Source organism: Hyalangium sp. (genome assembly GCF_045802625.1).
Taxonomy (GTDB): domain Bacteria; phylum Myxococcota; class Myxococcia; order Myxococcales; family Myxococcaceae; genus Hyalangium.
Genome location: NZ_JBJMQP010000077.1, coordinates 1 through 15,799, shown reverse-complemented (window position 1 = coordinate 15,799; position 15,799 = coordinate 1). Strand labels below are relative to the sequence as shown.

15 protein-coding genes and 1 pseudogene are annotated in these 15,799 nt (G+C 68.1%); 3 read left to right on the top strand and 13 right to left on the bottom strand.

The genetic code is table 11. The annotated features are described in order from the left end of the window. Positions 1 to 129: 129 nt before the first annotated feature. Positions 130 to 825, bottom strand: a complete 696-nt coding sequence (locus ACJ8AT_RS15075; RefSeq protein ID WP_407738419.1) for a hypothetical protein — start codon at positions 823 to 825, stop codon at positions 130 to 132. Continuing rightward, a complete protein-coding gene (locus ACJ8AT_RS15070; protein ID WP_407738418.1) occupies positions 822 to 1,637 on the bottom strand; it encodes a hypothetical protein in 816 nt (271 codons plus the stop codon). The genes ACJ8AT_RS15075 and ACJ8AT_RS15070 overlap by 4 nt, the downstream gene beginning before the upstream one ends. A 217-nt stretch (positions 1,638 to 1,854) precedes the next feature. Between ACJ8AT_RS15070 and ACJ8AT_RS15065 the strand changes: the two genes are divergently transcribed. Next, entirely contained in the window at positions 1,855 to 3,696 is a 1,842-nt protein-coding gene (locus ACJ8AT_RS15065; protein WP_407738417.1) for a M12 family metallo-peptidase, read from the top strand. 39 nt (positions 3,697 to 3,735) lie between these two features. Here the strand turns inward: ACJ8AT_RS15065 and ACJ8AT_RS15060 are convergent, their stop codons facing one another. The 9 genes from ACJ8AT_RS15060 to ACJ8AT_RS15020 form a co-directional block, all read right to left on the bottom strand. After that, entirely contained in the window at positions 3,736 to 4,350 is a 615-nt protein-coding gene (locus tag ACJ8AT_RS15060; protein WP_407738416.1) for a sterol desaturase family protein, read from the bottom strand. Positions 4,351 to 4,453: 103 nt separating this feature from the next. Continuing rightward, positions 4,454 to 5,044 carry a fused DSP-PTPase phosphatase/NAD kinase-like protein gene (locus tag ACJ8AT_RS15055; protein WP_407738415.1) on the bottom strand — a complete coding sequence of 197 codons (591 nt, stop codon included), beginning with the start codon at positions 5,042 to 5,044 and terminating at the stop codon, positions 4,454 to 4,456. A gap of 33 nt (positions 5,045 to 5,077) precedes the next feature. After that, entirely contained in the window at positions 5,078 to 6,064 is a 987-nt protein-coding gene (locus ACJ8AT_RS15050; protein WP_407738414.1) for a hypothetical protein, read from the bottom strand. Next, on the bottom strand, positions 6,054 to 7,277 hold the full coding sequence (locus tag ACJ8AT_RS15045) for a GtrA family protein (RefSeq protein ID WP_407738420.1): 1,224 nt from the start codon (positions 7,275 to 7,277) through the stop codon (positions 6,054 to 6,056). Before ACJ8AT_RS15045 ends, ACJ8AT_RS15050 begins: the two co-directional genes overlap by 11 nt. A gap of 7 nt (positions 7,278 to 7,284) precedes the next feature. Next, positions 7,285 to 8,217: a phosphatase PAP2 family protein gene (locus ACJ8AT_RS15040; protein ID WP_407738413.1), complete on the bottom strand. Its 933-nt coding sequence runs from the start codon at positions 8,215 to 8,217 to the stop codon at positions 7,285 to 7,287. Continuing rightward, the gene (locus ACJ8AT_RS15035; RefSeq protein ID WP_407738412.1) at positions 8,195 to 9,532 is read right to left on the bottom strand and encodes an inositol-3-phosphate synthase; all 1,338 of its coding nucleotides are present in this window, start codon (positions 9,530 to 9,532) and stop codon (positions 8,195 to 8,197) included. Before ACJ8AT_RS15035 ends, ACJ8AT_RS15040 begins: the two co-directional genes overlap by 23 nt. Before the next feature lie 287 nt (positions 9,533 to 9,819). After that, positions 9,820 to 10,263, bottom strand: coding sequence for a rhodanese-like domain-containing protein (locus ACJ8AT_RS15030; protein ID WP_407738411.1), 444 nt, complete (start codon positions 10,261 to 10,263; stop codon positions 9,820 to 9,822). Positions 10,264 to 10,452: 189 nt separating this feature from the next. Continuing rightward, positions 10,453 to 10,998, bottom strand: coding sequence for a pyridoxamine 5'-phosphate oxidase family protein (locus tag ACJ8AT_RS15025; RefSeq protein ID WP_407738410.1), 546 nt, complete (start codon positions 10,996 to 10,998; stop codon positions 10,453 to 10,455). Between the two features lie 96 nt (positions 10,999 to 11,094). Then, complete coding sequence (locus ACJ8AT_RS15020) at positions 11,095 to 12,075, bottom strand: aldo/keto reductase (protein WP_407738409.1); 981 nt, start codon at positions 12,073 to 12,075, stop codon at positions 11,095 to 11,097. A gap of 116 nt (positions 12,076 to 12,191) precedes the next feature. Between ACJ8AT_RS15020 and ACJ8AT_RS15015 the strand changes: the two genes are divergently transcribed. Together ACJ8AT_RS15015 and ACJ8AT_RS15010 are read left to right on the top strand one after the other, a co-directional pair. Beyond that, positions 12,192 to 13,202: a zinc-dependent alcohol dehydrogenase family protein gene (locus ACJ8AT_RS15015; RefSeq protein WP_407738408.1), complete on the top strand. Its 1,011-nt coding sequence runs from the start codon at positions 12,192 to 12,194 to the stop codon at positions 13,200 to 13,202. 176 nt (positions 13,203 to 13,378) lie between these two features. Beyond that, the gene (locus ACJ8AT_RS15010) at positions 13,379 to 14,020 is read left to right on the top strand and encodes a hypothetical protein (protein ID WP_407738407.1); all 642 of its coding nucleotides are present in this window, start codon (positions 13,379 to 13,381) and stop codon (positions 14,018 to 14,020) included. A gap of 107 nt (positions 14,021 to 14,127) precedes the next feature. Here the strand turns inward: ACJ8AT_RS15010 and ACJ8AT_RS15005 are convergent, their stop codons facing one another. Next, positions 14,128 to 14,772, bottom strand: a complete 645-nt coding sequence (locus ACJ8AT_RS15005; protein WP_407738406.1) for a PilZ domain-containing protein — start codon at positions 14,770 to 14,772, stop codon at positions 14,128 to 14,130. Between the two features lie 124 nt (positions 14,773 to 14,896). After that, positions 14,897 to 15,799 (bottom strand): annotated as a pseudogene (locus ACJ8AT_RS15000) (serine/threonine protein kinase); the annotation flags it as partial.

Genomic DNA, 15,799 nt, shown 5'->3' with positions numbered 1-15,799 from the left:
CTGTCATCCTCCCGAGCGCAGCCTCCCTGGCTCCCTTCTGTGGAGGCTTCGAGCCATGCGCTCCCTGCCTACGAAGCTCCTGGCGCTGTTGTGCGGCGCCCTGATGGTTCTCAGCTGCAAGTCAGTCGGTTACCTGGAGGGAGGCGCTGGAGCGCCGCCCTCCGTGTGAAGACCTCCATCGGGAGTACCTCCATCCGGAGTGCCTCCATCAGGAGGCGAGTAGGGTAACAGGGGCCAGTGATGCTCAGCCATCCACTCTGGACGTGTGAAGAAGGGCGGATTGTCCACAGGTCCCGATATCATAGGCACGAGATCGGGGAGATCGTATAGGCGGCGATATCCTCCGTCGCCGTTCTCGCCTGCATCCGGGGACGATGGAGAGGGAATCTCCTCCCCGGGCTCATCAGGCTCATCGCTGGGGGCCCGCCTGAGGATGTGACCATCGACGCTGATGGCGTATTTGGCGCCCCAGTCCAACGGCGCGGGTTTTAGCTCACATCCTTCAGCAAAGTAGTTCGGGGAGATCTCGACGAAGATGATGTTGTCTTGGCGAATCACGCTGAAGAAAAAGTCGGATGGCTTGGTCCAACAGGGGAAGTTCTTGGAAGGAGGGGGGATGAAGTCTTTGGCGACAATCATTACGGCTTGGGCTATCGCGCCATCAATGAGTAGATTCTCGTGGGGTTTGCCGGTGGGCACCCCGCCCGAAAGGAAAGTCTTCGGGAATTTGATGGATTCATCATATTGTGGTCTCGATGGGGGAAAGACTTGGCTCCGCACACAGGTGGTGAGGAAAAGAACGGTCAGGAGTGGCAGCTTTTTCATGGCACACCCATTGGGGGACAAGGAGCTTGCTCTTCCTTGGCGACGGGCACATCCGACGAATCACGCTTCAGCCATTGGACGATATGCGTCTGCGTGCAACTCCAACGTCTGCCCTCTCGGGTCCACTTTAGTATCTTGCCGGTATAGGGCGAATAGGCATAAAAGCCGTCGCAGGTTGGATTTTCGTGCTCGGTCGAGAAGAACGCGACGACGGATAGCAGCGGGTTGCCATCTTTTGACTTGGGTTCAAAGCCATGTGCTTTCCCTTGGTTCACGATGAAGAGTATGTCTTTCTCGGAAATCCGCCTGTCGAACGTATGATTGTGAAGGGCAACAATGTATTGGATGCTCTCCGGTGGGTAGCGATGGTCTTGCACTGAAGGGGGAAGAATGCAGCGCTTGTCTTCCCCTGTAGGATCAGGGGGTGTTTGATCTGTCAGAAGACTGATCTCGTATTTTGTATCTGGCGTGTAGTACATCCAGGCGCAATATTCACTTGCGACTCGCCTGCGCAAACGAAACGCCTCCTGCTCCTCCCGGAGGGCGCTTGGAGGAGGGTTTCTTCCGGCGCTTGAATGAGGTTTCGTGAAGATCTTCCTGCAGGCTGCGAGTAATGCCTCCGAACGGGAGTCGAATGGGCCCAGCATGGGGCCCGGAATGCTCTCCAGCAGTGGCTCCCCAGGAGACGGACGCGCGATGTCGGCATCCACCTCCTCCGGGTCGGGAGCGATGGTCTTGGAAGACGAGCACCCTAGACTGGCGGCAGCGGTCAGGACACAAAGGCGGTTCCGCCACTGCGTGAACTGGAGCATGCGGTGATGCTGGCATGCCCGTTGCTGAGAGACAATCTGGGCCCCCAAGGCGGCTGTGAAGGATCATCGCGGGTCGTCCGAGGTGGGCTGGCTCGGGGCATTCATGGAGGCACGGACGCACTCTCCCGCCAGCTCATACGCAGCCCTGCGACGGTCCCTCCGCCCCGCGGGCGAATTCCAGCCGCTCTCGCCCCTATGCTACGAATCCAGCTCACGCATGCGATCCTTCCTCGGCCTCCTGCTCCTCGTGGTGCTCACCAGTTGCCGCACGGAAAAGGACATCCAGCGGGACTACGCGAAGACCCTGAGGCCGGCGGCCGTGGAGGCCACCCCCACCCCCGTGGCCGCCGAGCAGCCTCCCCAGCAGCTCCGCGTCTTCAAGCTCCGCGTCTATGCCGACGCGGACTACCAGGCCCAGGCGCGGACCTGGGAGAAGCGCATCCTCAACCAGGTGCAGCGCGCCAACTCCGTCCTCGGGCCCCAGTTCGGGGTGCGCCTGGAGGTGGAGTCGCTGCGCACCTGGGATCGGCCCCAGCGCTCCAGTGATCTCCACGCGGCGCTCGAGGAGCTCGTCTCCACTGACTCTGGCAAGGACGTGGACTGGGTGGTGGGCTTCGTCTCCTCGCTCCAGGTCTTCGCGGCCACGCAGGATCAGCTCGGCATGGGCGCCTACTTCAGCCGCCACTTCGTCCTGCGCGGCATGGACTCCGTCGCCGAGGTCCAGGCGCTGACCCAGACGCTCGACAAGCTCTCGATGGACGAGCGGGAGAGCCTCTTCAGCGAGCGGCGGCTGCACAAGGAGATCTCCGTGCTGCTGCACGAGTGGGCCCACACCCTCGGAGCCTTTCACGAGCGCTCGAACGACTGGGTGATGTCGCCCGTCTATCACGCGTCGCAGTCCAGCTTCTCTCCAGAGTCCATCCGCATCATCCAGGCCAGCCTCCAGCACCGCGACGCCAAGGATGCCGAGGGCCGCGCGGCGTGGGCCAAGGCGTACCGCGAGGAGGTCAACCGCTCCTCCGCCGCGGCGTGGAATGCCCAGGAGCGGGATCATGCGCTGGCCACCGCCGAGGAGCTGCTGGGCGGCACGGGGGGGGCGGCTCCCAGCGACAAGCTCTCCGTCGCGGACGCGCGCCGCTTCAACGATGCCGTCCAGTATGAGCACTCGGGCAACCTGGAGCGCGCGGCCCAGGTGCTGGAGCCCTTGATTCCTCGCTACCCGAAGGATGTCCAGGTTCAGCAGATGGCCTGCTACCTCGCGCACCGGCGCGCTCCCAAGGCTCCCGAGACTGTCTCAACCTGTCGCACCGCCACCCAGCTCGCGGGCGTGCAGCCGGATCTCTTCCTCCTGCTCGGCCACGCGTTGATTGATCAGGACGACCGTCGCGGCGCCCTCGAGGCGCTGGGCCGGGCGGAGACGGGGCTCGCGGGAGGCAAGACCGAGGCGGGCACGTGGCTCTACCTCGCCGGGCTCTACCAGCAGGCGGACACCTGCTCGGGGGCGGAGCGCGTGGCCGCTCACATCTCCACGATGGCCGCCGCCGCGGAGCTCCTCTCCGACTGCGCGCGCCTGCGCCGCTGGACGGGCCTGCCCGCCGGCAGCCAGGAGATCCCCTTCGAGCGGGAGCACGAGTACGTCGCCGCGGTGCGCGAGGCCCAGACCGAGATTGACGGACGGCGGCTCGAGCAGGCGAAGGGCCACATCCAGCAGCTCGAGAAGGCGTTCCCCGGGGCCCCCGGTCCGGCCCTGCTCACCTGCCACCTGCAGAGCCGCGGTACGAGCCTCGCCAAGGTGAAGAGCGCGTGCACGGCGGCCGCCAAGGCCTTCGCGGAGGCTGTGTATCCGCGGTACATCCTGGGCACGGTCGCCGCCTCCGAGGGCCGGTGGAAGGACGCGAGCAGCTCCCTGGCCCGCGCCATCGAGCTGGACGACAAGTTCGAGGCGGCCTGGGCCAGGCTGGCCTCGGTCGAGCAGCGCCTGGGAGACAAGAAGGGACTGGAGGAGCTCAAGGCCCGCTACCAGTCCCGGTTCGGCAGGGAGCTCCGGGTGGCGCCCTGAGCCGGGCCGCCCGTCCTCCCCTCGCCGCGGACGGCCCGGTTACTCCGCTACGCCGGAGGCCACCTCTTCGGTGCGCTTGGTGCGCCGGCCGCCGCTGCCCACCAGCACGTCCACCCACATGTTGCTGATGCCGAAGTTGCGGTCCGGCGTGGCGAAGTGGTGCGCCATGTGGTGCGAGCGCAGCGCCTTGCCCCACGCCGTGCGCGGCGTGCGGTGGTGCGTGGACCAGTGGATGAAGTCGTAGGCCAGGTAGCCCCAGACGATGCCAATCATGTACGGAATCGTCTGCGCCGGGTGGCCCAGCAGCCACAGCAGCCCGCTGAGCACGAGCGCCACCGGGATGCTCGCGCCCAGCGGCATCACCAGCCGCTTCGCGTCGTCCGGGTACTTGTGGTGGTAGCCGTGGGCAATCTCATGCACCCGCCGGGTGAAGGGGCCGTTGCCCTCCCAGTGGAAGAAGTAGCGGTGCAGCGAGTACTCCATGCCGATCCACGTCAACACCCCCAGCGGCACGCAGAGCGCGCTCATCCCCACCGTCGTCTTCCCGCCGTACAGCGCCCACGCGAAGAAGCCCAACGTGAGCGGGATGTAGAAGAGGAACGGAATCGAGGGGTGGACCTTCGAGCATGCCTCGAGGAAGTTGTTCTCGAACATGCGGCCTGTTTGGTGTCGGAGATAGGGACGGCTCATAGCGCTCGACCTCATATCAAGGAACCGGCTGGACGCTGCAGATCCCTCGTCCAGTGGAAGTGTCTCCTCACGTACCTGTGGAGCTGGAGGGGGTTGCTCTCGCCGCCCACGCGGCCGCGAAGTCCGCCAGTCCCCCCAGCTGTCTATCATTCAACGTCGCCTGCCAGCGCGCCTGCCGCAGCGCCCGGTACGCCGCCGTCGCCTGCGCGCCCTGCGCTACCATCACCGCCAGCCCCATCAGCGGCCCGCGCCCCACGCCGTGCTCGCAGTGCGTGAAGAGCCGGCCCCCCGCCTTCAGCCGTGGCACCGCCCACTCCACGCCCTTCATCAATTGCTCCACCGAGGGCGGGTAGTGGTCCGGCACCGGCAGGTGCAGCAGCTCCAGCCCCAGCGCCTCCAGCGCCGCCCGGTCGTCACAGCGCTCGGCGCGCAAATCAATGACGGCGGTGATGCCCTGGGCCGCCAGCACCCGGTACTGCGAGCGCGGCACTGAGCCGCCCACCCACAGCCACTCGTTCACCTTCGAGACGTTCACTCCGCGCCCCGGCAGCTTCGTCGTCCACTCCACCACGCGCGCCACCGAGCGCAGCACCTGCTTGCGCACCCAGCCGCGCACTCCTGGAACGTGGTGCACCTCTCGCAGCAGCGAGGCGTTCACGGCACACCTCGAATCGCGGACATACCCGTCTCCTCAGCCCTCATCCAGCGTGACTTCCATCACTCCCTGCACCTCCGGCTGCCCGGGGCGCGAGAGCACCGCGCGCATGATGTACGTCACCGGCGAGCCCACCACCTGCTTCACCAGGCTGCCCAGAAACCCCAGGTCCTGCACCGGCGCGCTGCGCAGCAGCAGCGAGGCGGAGCGCAGGGTGACAGGGCCCGCCGCGCCGCTCAGCTCCGCGTCCCAGCCGATCGTCTTCGAGTTCGAATCCCCCTCCTGCTTGCGGTGCAGCGCGAAGCGCTGAAGCGGCTGCGTGCCGCTCGCCGTCCACAGGTAGGAGGGGCTGAAGCTGCCGTCAAAGCCCTCGCGCGCCAGCAGCAGCACGTTGGCTCCGCCGCGCACGGCCCGGAAGCGCACCCAGCTCCGAGCCAGCTTCGCCGGCGCCACCGTGGAGTGCGAGTGGTCCCCGTAGCCGCCGCCGGACAGCTCCAGCGGCGCGTCCGAGCCCGGCAGCCGCAGGCTCACCTTCGCCGTGCTGAAGGGCACCAGCACCTCGTGGCGGTAGCTCGCGGTGCCGAGCGTGACCTCCGAGCCCGGCGGGGACTGCGGAGAGGGAGGCTCGCTGTAGGCGATGCTCAGCAGCCCGTTGTCCAGCGGCACCGAGATGTACGTGCCAGTGCCCGCGTGCAGCGTGCAGGGCCCCATCTTCAGCGTGCCGCTGGCCGCGTCATAGCTCCACTCGTCCGAGTCCAGCTTGGCCTGCGGCGTCCACGCCTTGCGGCCCGGGCGCAGCACCGTGGCGCGGCAGATGCCGTGGCGCGAGCCGGGCCCCAGGTTCGTCACCGAGAACTGGGCGGAGACGAAGGTGCCGTCGTCCAGGTCCGCCATGAAGGTGAAGCTCTCGCCGTAGTTGTCGTTGGTGGAGGGCTGCGGCTCCAGCACCGCCCCCGCCCCCGCCAGCCCTGGCAGGGTGAGCACGGCGAACACTGTCAGCAGGGACAATCTCTCAGGCCGCATGAGGGCGCTCCAGGAGCGCCTCCGGCGGGTCATTGAAGACGTAGTCCCGCTGGAGGGGGAGGTTCCAGGCGAAGTAAACCGCTCCGCGAGCCAACCACCATCCCAGCGTGTACGCCAGTTGCGGGTGAAGCATCAGCAAGCCCACGCCTCCCGCGTTGAGGAGCGCGCTGGTAGCGCTCACCAGCGTGTACCGGGCAAGCTGGCGGCCGACCGCTCCATGGCTGCGGAAGGTGATCAGCCGGTTGAGCGTGTAGTTCACCACCCCGCCCAGCGCGCACCCCAGGCCCGTGGCGATGGCGGGCGAGAACTCGCCCCACTCCACCATGCCCAGCACCGAAACGAAGTCCACGCCCGTGGCGATGGCGCCGGCCAGCGCGTTGAGGCCGAAGAGCGTCCACCCCGAGCGCTTGGGGCTCGGCGGCGGCGGCGCCAGCGCGTGGACGAGCGCCCGGAAGCGCGAGAAGGCCGTCACGTTGCTCATGAGCGCCACGAAGACGAGCCCCACCACCGCCAGCCAGTGCATGGGGTGCTTCATCTCCGGGAACCAGATGGCCTCGAAGATGGGCGAGAGCGCCACGCCCACGCCCAGGAAGAGCACCCGCTCCAGCCGCTGCATCGCCCCGCCGCGCAGGTTGATGCCCAGGCCCTCGCCGCGGGCGCGCACGTACGGCACCAGCGAGGTGCCCAGGAACGCCACCAGCACCGGCAGCAGCACCCACGTGTCGCGGTAGTACCAGGCCAGCCCCATGAGCATGGCCGAGTCCACGTACCGGTCGAGCACCGAGTCCAGCGCCGCGCCGGCCGCGTTGGCCTCCTTGCGCAGCCGCGCCACGCGCCCGTCCATCACGTCCAGGATGCCGGAGCCCAGGAAGAGCCACCCGCCCAGTGTGAAGCGCCCAGCCGCCACGGCCACGCCGGAGCTGACGCCCAGCAGGCCCGACAGCATGGACAGCGCGTTGGCCGGCAGCCCCGAGAAGTACACCACCTTCCACAGCGGCTGGATGACCCAGAAAAAGTAGTGCCGCAGGAACATGCCCACCAGCACCGTGCTGCCGCGCTTGAGCGTCTCCTCGTCCTGAGGCACGCCCTTGAGGGCGCAGCGCACCAGGAACAGCAGCAGCCCGAGGATGAAGTAGGCGCACGCGAACAGCGCCGGCGCCAGCGCCGACCAGATACGCGCCGAGGGGGACAGATCCCCAGTGATCCAGGACATCACGGTGTCAAGCACGGCTGTCTCCTCCGGGCATGAGGGGCATGGACGCCGCGGCCGGAGCTCCACGCCTGGAGAAGGCGTACTCCACGGTCAGGCTGGCGGCCAGCGCCGCACTCACGCCCGCCACGACGTCCAGGATGTAGTGGTGCTGCAGGTAGATGGCGGAGAACGCCACCAGCGCCGCGAAGGCCACCGTGCCCACGCGCCAGGCCCGGCTGTGTCGCCGCACCTGAAAGGCGACGAGGACGGGATAGGAGGCGTGCAGCGACGGCATGGCGCCGAAGATGTTCGGGTTGCGCGCGTAGAACTTCGCGAAGTAGTGGATGCCCAGCAGCGCGTCGAAGCGCGCGGTGCCGGCGGGGCTCGGCGGGGCCGTGAGGTCCGCGGGACCGGGGCCGTACTTCATGATGTACCAGGGGGGCGCCGCCGGGTAGAGCATGTACGTCACCAGCCCCAGGGCGTTGACCAGGAAGAAGGCCCAGCACAGCCGCTCGAAGCGCGGGTGCTTGCGGAAGAAGAACAGCAGCGCCAGCGCGAACACCTCGTAGAGGTAGGCCGCGTAGGAGAAGCCGCAGAAGAAGTCGAGCACCGCGTGGGTGTGCGAGGCGAAGAAGGCCGGCCAGGTGAGGCCGCCCGGGGCGGGGAAGAGCGCGCGCTCCAGCTCCCACAGCTGCCCGGTGTGCACCGGGCCCCGCAGGCCCAGCCACAGCCACTGGGTGTCCAGCAGCAGGCCGGTGAGCCACAGCGGGAAGGCGCCTCGCAAAAAGCGCCGCGGCGCGGGGCCGGCCCAGGCCAGCCCCACGATCAGCAGGTCCGCCACGGCGTGCTCCGGCCGCAGCCTCCCCACCGCGGCGACGAAGGCCAGGTGGCTCGCCCCCATCACGGTGACGAGCCACTGGAACGCCTTCGCGCCGTCGCTATTTGGCGAGCGGGAGGTCATCCCCGTAGTAGTCGAGGCCGAGGTGGGTGATGGGCTCTTCGCCGGCGATGGCCCGCAGCGTGTTCTTCAGCTTGGTGGTCTGAATGAACAAGTCGTGCTCGGCCTGCAGCCCCTCGAGCGCCATCGGGCTCTTGAAGTAGAAGGACAGCCACTCCTGGATGCCCTTCCACTCCAGGCGCTTGGCCAGGTCCAGGAACAGGGCGATGTCCAGCACCAGCGGCGCGGCCAGGATGGAGTCGCGGCACAGGAAGTTGATCTTCAGCTGCATGGGGTAGCCCAGCCAGCCGAAGATGTCGATGTTGTCCCAGCCCTCCTTCGCGTCGCCGCGCGGCGGGTAGTAGTGGATGGAGACCTTGTGGCTCACCTTGCCGTAGAGCTCGGGGTACAGCTCGGGCTGGAGGATGGTGTCCAGCACGCCCGCCTTGGTCACCTCCTTGGCCTTGAAGGCCTGCGGATCATCCAGCACCTCGCCGTCGCGGTTGCCCAGGATGTTGGTGGAGAACCACCCCTGCAGGCCCAGCAGGCGCGCCTTGAGCGCCGGGGCGATGACCGTCTTCATCATCGTCTGGCCGCTCTTCAAGTCGCGCCCCGCCACCGGGATGTTGTTCTGGCGCGCCAGCTCCTGCAGCGCCGGGGTGTCCACGGAGGTGTTCGGCGTGGCGTTGGCGAAGGGCACGTTCTCCTTCAGCGCCGCGTACGCGTACAGCAGCGTGGGGTTGATGGACGGATCATTCGCGTCCAGCGCCTTCTCCAGCGCCTCCAGCGAGTGCGTGGCGGGCGGGTTGCCCGTGTACGTCTCCACCGAGGCGGTGACGATCATCACCGCGCGCTTGGCGCCCAGCTCCTTCTTGAAGTCGCGGATGTCCTGGCGCAGCGCCTCGATGCTCTCGCGGTGCGTCTGGGTGTTCTTGACGTGGTTGGCGGTGATGCGGCGCACGAACTCGGGGTTGTGCACGCCCTTCTTCGGGACGATCTTCTCCAGCGCGGGCCGCACCAGCGCCTGGTGCTCCTTGCTCAGCACGTCCGAGCGCTCGGCCACCTGGGCCGCGTTCTCGCTGATGATGTCCCAGGCGCCAAAGGCGATGTCATTGACGTGCGCCAGGGGAACCAGATCCTGGATGCGCACGGTGCGCCCCTCGGTGCGCTTGCCCAGGCGGGCGGTGCCCATCTGCGTGAGCGAACCCACCGGCAGGCCCTTGCCCTGGCGCACCATCTCGACGCCGGCGATCAGCGTGGTGGCGACGGCACCGAGCCCCGGCAGCAGGATTGCAAGCTTCCCCTCGGGCTTGGAGACGGCCCTTACCTTCGTAGTCATGTGTGTTGGCTTCCTTCAGAGAGTCCGCGTCGCGGCAGGCCCCGGCCGGCACTGCCCCTGTCGGGGAAACTCTCGGATGCAGATGGTTGATACTCTAAAGCGTTGTGAAGTTCAACTACGGCTCGGTTTCGTTTTGTTACCACGAGTGCACTGCGCTGCTGCTGGCGTGCCGGGTGCTGGAGAAGTCGGCGTGCTGGCTCCGGTGAATACAAGTGTCCGTAAAAAGAGGCCCACCGGGCGCGGGGTGCGCCGGGTGGGCTCGTGAGCCAGGAGGCCCTGTACGAGGCTCAGCTCCGCGGGGTGGCGGCGGCGGTAGGCTGGCCCGCCTTCTTCCAGCCCAGCAGCCCATCTGGCAGCACGCTCACGTCGGTGTAGCCGGCCTCGAGCGCGCGCTGGGCGGCCGCGTGGCTGGCCATGCACTGGGTGTTGGCGCAGTAGAAGACGAGCTTGGAGTCCTTGGCGGCCGGCAGCTCCTTGGCCACGTCGTACTTGTTGAAGGAGGTGAGCAGGGTGGCGCCGGGGATGACGCCGTTCTGCTGGCGGAACTGCTCGAGGTTGGCGTCCAGCACTGTGGCCTTCTTCTCCTTCTGGAGCGAGGCGACCTGGGTGATGGTGAGGCTCTTCACGGTGGGGGTGGCGGCCTGCTCCTTCTTGTCGGCATCACAGGCCAGGGCGAGCGAGGGGACCGCCAGGGAGAGGGCGAAGACGCAGCCGAGCAGCTTCCGATTCATGAAACCTCCAGCAACGGGACACGGGGACACGGCGCCTGGGGGCAGGCGCCGCGGGCGCAGTCATGGCGCCGGACCAGGGCGGTTGCAACCCAAAATGAAGAAGCCCGCGGGTGTCTCATTCCCCGGGCTTCTTCTGGATAATACGGAGGGGCGCCGCGTTGCTCAGTGCACCGGAGTGCCATGCGTTGCTCAATGCACGGAGATTCCAGCGTTTGTATCGACCTGGACCTTCTCGTTGTCCCCGGGTCGTAAGGCCTCACCGGTGAGCACGGCCTTGGCGAAGCCCAGCAACTGCACCATGCGGCTGTTGGGCATGTCCCAGTACTCGGCCTTCTCCACCTGGACGCAGAGCAGCGCCAGCTCGGGATCCTCCAGGCCGTTGGGGAACCAGGCCTTGAGCGTGGGGCTCCACAGCTCGCGCGCCTTCTCCTTGTCGAGCACCAGCCGACAGCGGCCGCTCACCGAGACGAAGCGATCCTTGGAGGGCTCGGCGTAGGAGAGGTTCACGTGGTGGTCGTGCTCCACCTCGTCCACCTTGGCCGAGTGCTCGCGGGTGAAGAACCACAGCTGCCCGTCGAAGTCCCGCTCGTGCGTCCACATGGGCCGGCAGCGCAGGCTGCCGTCCGCCTCCACCGTCGTCATCATCGCCACCTTGAGGCCGTGGATGAGCTCGCCCAGGTGGGTGGTGGCGTCTCTCTGCCCGACGTCCTTCTGCTCCGCCTTCTTCTTGGCCATGCGTGCCTCCCAACCTCTGACGGTAAGCAGCGGCGCGGGGGAGGACACCCAGGGCAGGAGGGTGGCGGCTCGGAGGATGGACAGGGGGGCGAGGGCTCAGAGGCCCAGGTGCTTCAACATCCTGGCTCGGGTCTTCTCGTCGGGCAGGCGCCCGAAGCCCGCCTTGAGGTTGTCCTCGAGGTGCTTGGGGTTGCTGGTGGCGGGGATGGGGCTGGTGACGGCCGGGTGGCCGAGGATGAACTTGAGGAAGTACTGCGCCCAGCTGGTGCAGTCGAAGTCGGCGGCCCAGGGCGGCAGCGGCTTGCCGCGCACCTTCTCGAAGAGGCCGCCCTGCTCGAAGGGGCTCATCACCAGCACCGCCACGCCCTGGTCGGCGCACGCCGGCAGCAGCCGCGCCTCCGCGTCGCGCTGGACGATGGAGTAGGGCAGCTGCACGAAGTCCAGCGCCTCCTGGCGGATCAGCTTCTCCAGCTGCTCGAATGAGGAGGGCTGGTAGTGGGTGACGCCCACGTAGCGGATGCGCCCGGCCTGCTGCCACTCGCGCAGCGTGGCCAGGTGGGTGTGCACATCCACCAGGTTGTGCACCTGCATCAGGTCCATCCGCCCGTGGCCCATGTTCTGCACGGAGGTGCGCATCTGCTGCTCGCCCTCGGCGCGCCCAATGGTCCACACCTTCGAGGCGAGGAAGGGCGTGCGTGACTGGCCCAGCTCCGCCAGCAGCTCTCCCACCACCCGCTCCGCGCGGTCATACATGGGCGAGGAGTCGATGACGCGGCCGCCTCGCTCGAGGAAGCGCTTGAGCACATCCCGCAGCGGGGCGCGCTCCTTGGGATCGGCCCCCACGTTGAAGGTCTGCCACGTGCCGAGCCCGATGACGGGCAGCTGCTCGCCGGTGCGAGGAATGGGGCGGGTGATCATGGAGTGCCTCTCTTCCGGGTCCGGGCCAGCGCCCAGCAGCAGCGCGCTCCCCAGGCCCGCGGCGAGCACCTCGCGGCGCGAGGGCCCCGAGCGCGCTGGGCGCACCTCCGCCGGGCTCCGGCTCGGGCTGGGTGCGTGGGGGTTGCGCTCGTCATCCATGAAAACAGCGTACCGCGTCCCCGGGGGGAACTCCGCACCGGAGTGGTGCCGTGGGATTGCTTGAAACCTTAGATTCCAGAAGGAGCGCCTGCCGGAGCGGGCGAGGAGGCAATCCCATGGGAGCCACCATGCGTGCGATGGTGCTGTCCGCCGCGGGGCAGGCGCTGCGGGAGGAGCGGCTCCCGGTGCCCGAGCCGGGCCCCGAGCAGCTCCTGCTGCGAGTCCACGCCTGTGCCGTCTGCCGCACGGATCTGCACGTGGTGGATGGGGAGCTGCCGCACCCGAAGCTGCCGCTGGTGCTGGGGCACGAGGTTGTCGGGACGGTGGTGGGCGTGGGCTCGCGGGTGACGGGCCTGGCCCTGGGGACGCGGGTGGGGGTGCCGTGGCTGGGGTGGACCTGCGGGCAGTGCGCGTACTGCGTGTCCGGCCGCGAGAACCTCTGCGAGCAGGCGCGCTTCACGGGGTACCAGCTCGACGGTGGATATGCCGAGTACACGGTGGCGGATCACCGCTTCTGTTTCCCGCTGCCCGAGGGCTACCCGGACCTGCAGGCCGCGCCGCTGCTGTGCGCGGGGCTGATTGGCTATCGCAGCTTGCGGCTGGCGGGGCCGGGCGAGCGCCTGGGTTTGTATGGCTTTGGCGCGGCGGCGCACGTGCTGATCCAGGTGGCGCGGCACCAGGGGCGGCGGGTGTTTGCCTTTACCCGCGCGGGAGACACGGAGGGGCAGCAGTTCGCGCGAGAGCTGGGCGCGGAGTGGGCGGGGGGCTCGGAGGAGCTGCCGCCCGAGCTGCTCGAGGCCTCCATCCTCTTCGCGCCGGTGGGGGCGCTGGTGCCAGCCGCGCTGCGGGCCACGGCTCCCGGAGGGGTGGTGGTCTGCGGCGGCATCCACATGAGCGACCTCCCCTCGTTCCCCTATGCGCTGTTGTGGGGCGAGCGCGTGGTGCGCTCGGTGGCGAACCTCACGCGGCAGGACGGGCTGGAGTTCCTCGCGCTCGCGCCGAAGGTGCCGGTGCGGACGCAGGTGCAGCGCTACCCGCTGTCCGCGGCGAATCAGGCGCTGGAGGACTTGAGAGCGGGACGGGTGCGCGGCGCGGCCGTGCTGGAGGTTGCCGCCGCGAGTGGCTGACCCGAGGCGGCTGGATCGCGGCTCGGGTGTCATGCTGGCGGAGTGGGTCCCTCAGATCTTCGAGGGGGCGCGGCGCAACGAATTCCGGTACTCAAGGAGGCGGTTCTTCCGAGAACCCAGCGGCCGGGCTGATGACTCGTTGTGTCTGTCTTCATGGCTGTGCCCTGGGGATACCGGTGAATTCACGCGCCCTGTGGAAGTGTCTGCTGTGTTGTTGTGTGTTGCTGGCCGCCGACGCGCTGGCGGATGAGGCCGTCGGCCCGGAGTCTCCGGACACGGGCGGCTCGCCAGACGTGAGGCTGGCTTTCGGAGTGCGCGCCGGCGTGGCCGTGCACCTGAATAAGCTGGCGGGCGTCGGGGATGGAGCTGGCAAGACCCTCCTCAACGGGACGAGCGCCATCACCCCGTTGTTGCTCGACGTGGGAGTGCTGAAGGACTCCCGCTGGTACGTGGGGGCCTACTTCCAGGATGCCTTGGGGCTGAGCACTTTGCTGTGTGCCAGGACCGCCCGCTCCTGTGTGGTGACGGATATGCGGCTCGGGCTCACCGCGAGCTATCACCTGCCGTGGCAGGGAGGTTGGAGCCCGTGGCTGGGCGTGGGGGCGGGTTACGAGCGCTTCGGCGAGATGGATGAGCTCACCAACGCCAAGACCCTCGAGGTGAACGCGCAAGGGGGCGCCGACTTCCAGCTCAGCCGCAGCCTGTGGATGGGGCCCTTCGGGATGCTCACCGTGAACAAGCCCGTGGATTCGTTCGTGCCCACGGGCTTGCACTCGTGGCTCTTCGGTGGGCTGAGGCTGCAAGTGCGGCTCTCCTGAGCCGGGGGTGTAGGGCGTGAGCCCCCAAAAAAAGTTGGAAGACAGGGCCCCGGGAGCCAGGACTCCCGGGGCCTCTGCCGCTCCGGGCTCATGGCCTGGTGAGGGCGTCAGCGCTTGGCGGCGCTCTCCAGGAGGCGTTGAATGGCCGAGGCCTGGCTCGCCTCGTTGCCCGTGAAGCGCAGGCCGACGCCGTGCTCCTCGCCCTTGGGGCCTTGCCAGATGACCCGCGCCTCGAGCCAGGTCCCACCCAGGCCGAACAGGCCGTGCTCCACCTTCAGCCACACCGGCTCGCCCTCTTTGAGCTTCCCGAGCTTGGCGCCCACGACGAACGCGCCCGTCTGCGACAGATCCCTCAGCTCGCCGGAGACCTGATGATTCGCCAGCTTGAGCTGGCAGCTCTTGCGCAGGGGGATGCGCTCGCGCAAGGCCGTGCCCAGGGACAGGGGACGCTGCGCGCAGAACGCGATCATCTCCGCGGCTCGGCGCTTGTGGTCCCCGACGAAGCTCGCCATGAAGCCGCCCACGCCATCGCGGCCGCTCGCCTGCGTCCACGTCAGCGCGGTCCCCTCGAGCGCGAAGCGCTTGTCGCTGTCTCCGAAGGTGACGGTGAGCCTCACGGTTGCGCCTTGAGCGACCCTGTGGCTGGTCGGCACGAAGATCGTCAGCATGCCGCGCTCGGTCTTCGAGGAGAGCAGCAGGCTGCGGCGAGAGGCGTAGCGGATCTCGAGCGACGTGCCGGGTGCGTCGGTCATGGCCCGATTATCGGCGCGGCGCGTGATTCGTTCAACGTTGGCGCGGCCTGGGCGGCGTTGCTCCCACGGGTTCGAGCCGCCGGCCATCGACTACAAAGTCCTCAAGCGGGCACGGAAGCCGTGATCATGGCTTGGGCGCGCGATGGGACGTGGGGTGGCGCCGTCCGTGGGCGAAGACGGGCACGTAGCACTGGTCCTTGAACATCTGTCCGTCGGCGGCTTCGCACTCCTCGCTCGTTATCTTGAGGGGTGCCCAGCAACCTCCGTTGAGGGCGACTTGCTGCTTGTGAGGGCAACGCCCCTTGGCATCGGGCCGAGTCTGTTCCGGCTCGGGCTCGGGGAGGGGCTCTTCGGCCAGACGCTCCTGGAGAGAGAGGGGAGGGGAATCCTCCATGGAGGTGGTCGACGCGGCCTCGCCGAGCCCCGAGGTGCCTCCGTCCGGCCGGTCGGCACCATCCGCTCCTCTCTGAGCCATGGAGGGCTGCTCTACCGGCTCACTCGGAGCGAGCCACCACAGCCACGCGGCCAGTGCCACGCCTGCCGCGGCCACTTTGAGCGCGGGCCACCAGGGCTTCGCGCTCGCTCGGGGACGGACACGTTCAGCGGAGTTCGGCTCTTGCCTCGGAGCGGACTGCTCCAGCGCCTGGGCCCATTCCGCGGCGGTGCCGCGCTCTTCGGGGCGTACCGAGAGCAAGCGCAGGATGATGGCTCGCAGCTTGGGTTCCACCTGATGGAGCGCGGGGGGAAGAAACACGGACACCGCGTGCCAGGTGCCGTGCTCGTCCTGGGTGAACTCGCCGGGCTGCGGGTACTCGCCGGTGAGGAGCCGGCAGGCCGTCACGCCGAGCGAGTACAGATCATCCGCGGGCCCCGCGGCATGGCGCGCCGAGTGGTCCCAGGGTGAGTACAGCTCCAAGAGCGCAGCCTCCGGGGAGCGGTAGGCCGGAGTGCCGGGGTGCCACGCGGGCGGAGTGAGAGGGGAAGCATCCGGGTAGGTGCCCGATCCGAAGTCGGTCAGCATGGCGCG

What these genes read in the sequence shown, in the direction of transcription:
- ACJ8AT_RS15075 (WP_407738419.1), bottom strand. Translation starts at nt 825, where the DNA reads ATGAAAAAGCTGCCACTCCTGACCGTTCTTTTCCTCACCACCTGTGTG.
- ACJ8AT_RS15070 (WP_407738418.1), bottom strand. Translation starts at nt 1,637, where the DNA reads ATGCTCCAGTTCACGCAGTGGCGGAACCGCCTTTGTGTCCTGACCGCT.
- ACJ8AT_RS15065 (WP_407738417.1), top strand. Translation starts at nt 1,855, where the DNA reads ATGCGATCCTTCCTCGGCCTCCTGCTCCTCGTGGTGCTCACCAGTTGC.
- ACJ8AT_RS15060 (WP_407738416.1), bottom strand. Translation starts at nt 4,350, where the DNA reads ATGTTCGAGAACAACTTCCTCGAGGCATGCTCGAAGGTCCACCCCTCG.
- ACJ8AT_RS15050 (WP_407738414.1), bottom strand. Translation starts at nt 6,064, where the DNA reads ATGCGGCCTGAGAGATTGTCCCTGCTGACAGTGTTCGCCGTGCTCACC.
- ACJ8AT_RS15045 (WP_407738420.1), bottom strand. Translation starts at nt 7,277, where the DNA reads ATGTCCTGGATCACTGGGGATCTGTCCCCCTCGGCGCGTATCTGGTCG.
- ACJ8AT_RS15040 (WP_407738413.1), bottom strand. Translation starts at nt 8,217, where the DNA reads ATGACCTCCCGCTCGCCAAATAGCGACGGCGCGAAGGCGTTCCAGTGG.
- ACJ8AT_RS15035 (WP_407738412.1), bottom strand. Translation starts at nt 9,532, where the DNA reads ATGACTACGAAGGTAAGGGCCGTCTCCAAGCCCGAGGGGAAGCTTGCA.
- ACJ8AT_RS15030 (WP_407738411.1), bottom strand. Translation starts at nt 10,263, where the DNA reads ATGAATCGGAAGCTGCTCGGCTGCGTCTTCGCCCTCTCCCTGGCGGTC.
- ACJ8AT_RS15025 (WP_407738410.1), bottom strand. Translation starts at nt 10,998, where the DNA reads ATGGCCAAGAAGAAGGCGGAGCAGAAGGACGTCGGGCAGAGAGACGCC.
- ACJ8AT_RS15020 (WP_407738409.1), bottom strand. Translation starts at nt 12,075, where the DNA reads ATGGATGACGAGCGCAACCCCCACGCACCCAGCCCGAGCCGGAGCCCG.
- ACJ8AT_RS15015 (WP_407738408.1), top strand. Translation starts at nt 12,192, where the DNA reads ATGGGAGCCACCATGCGTGCGATGGTGCTGTCCGCCGCGGGGCAGGCG.
- ACJ8AT_RS15005 (WP_407738406.1), bottom strand. Translation starts at nt 14,772, where the DNA reads ATGACCGACGCACCCGGCACGTCGCTCGAGATCCGCTACGCCTCTCGC.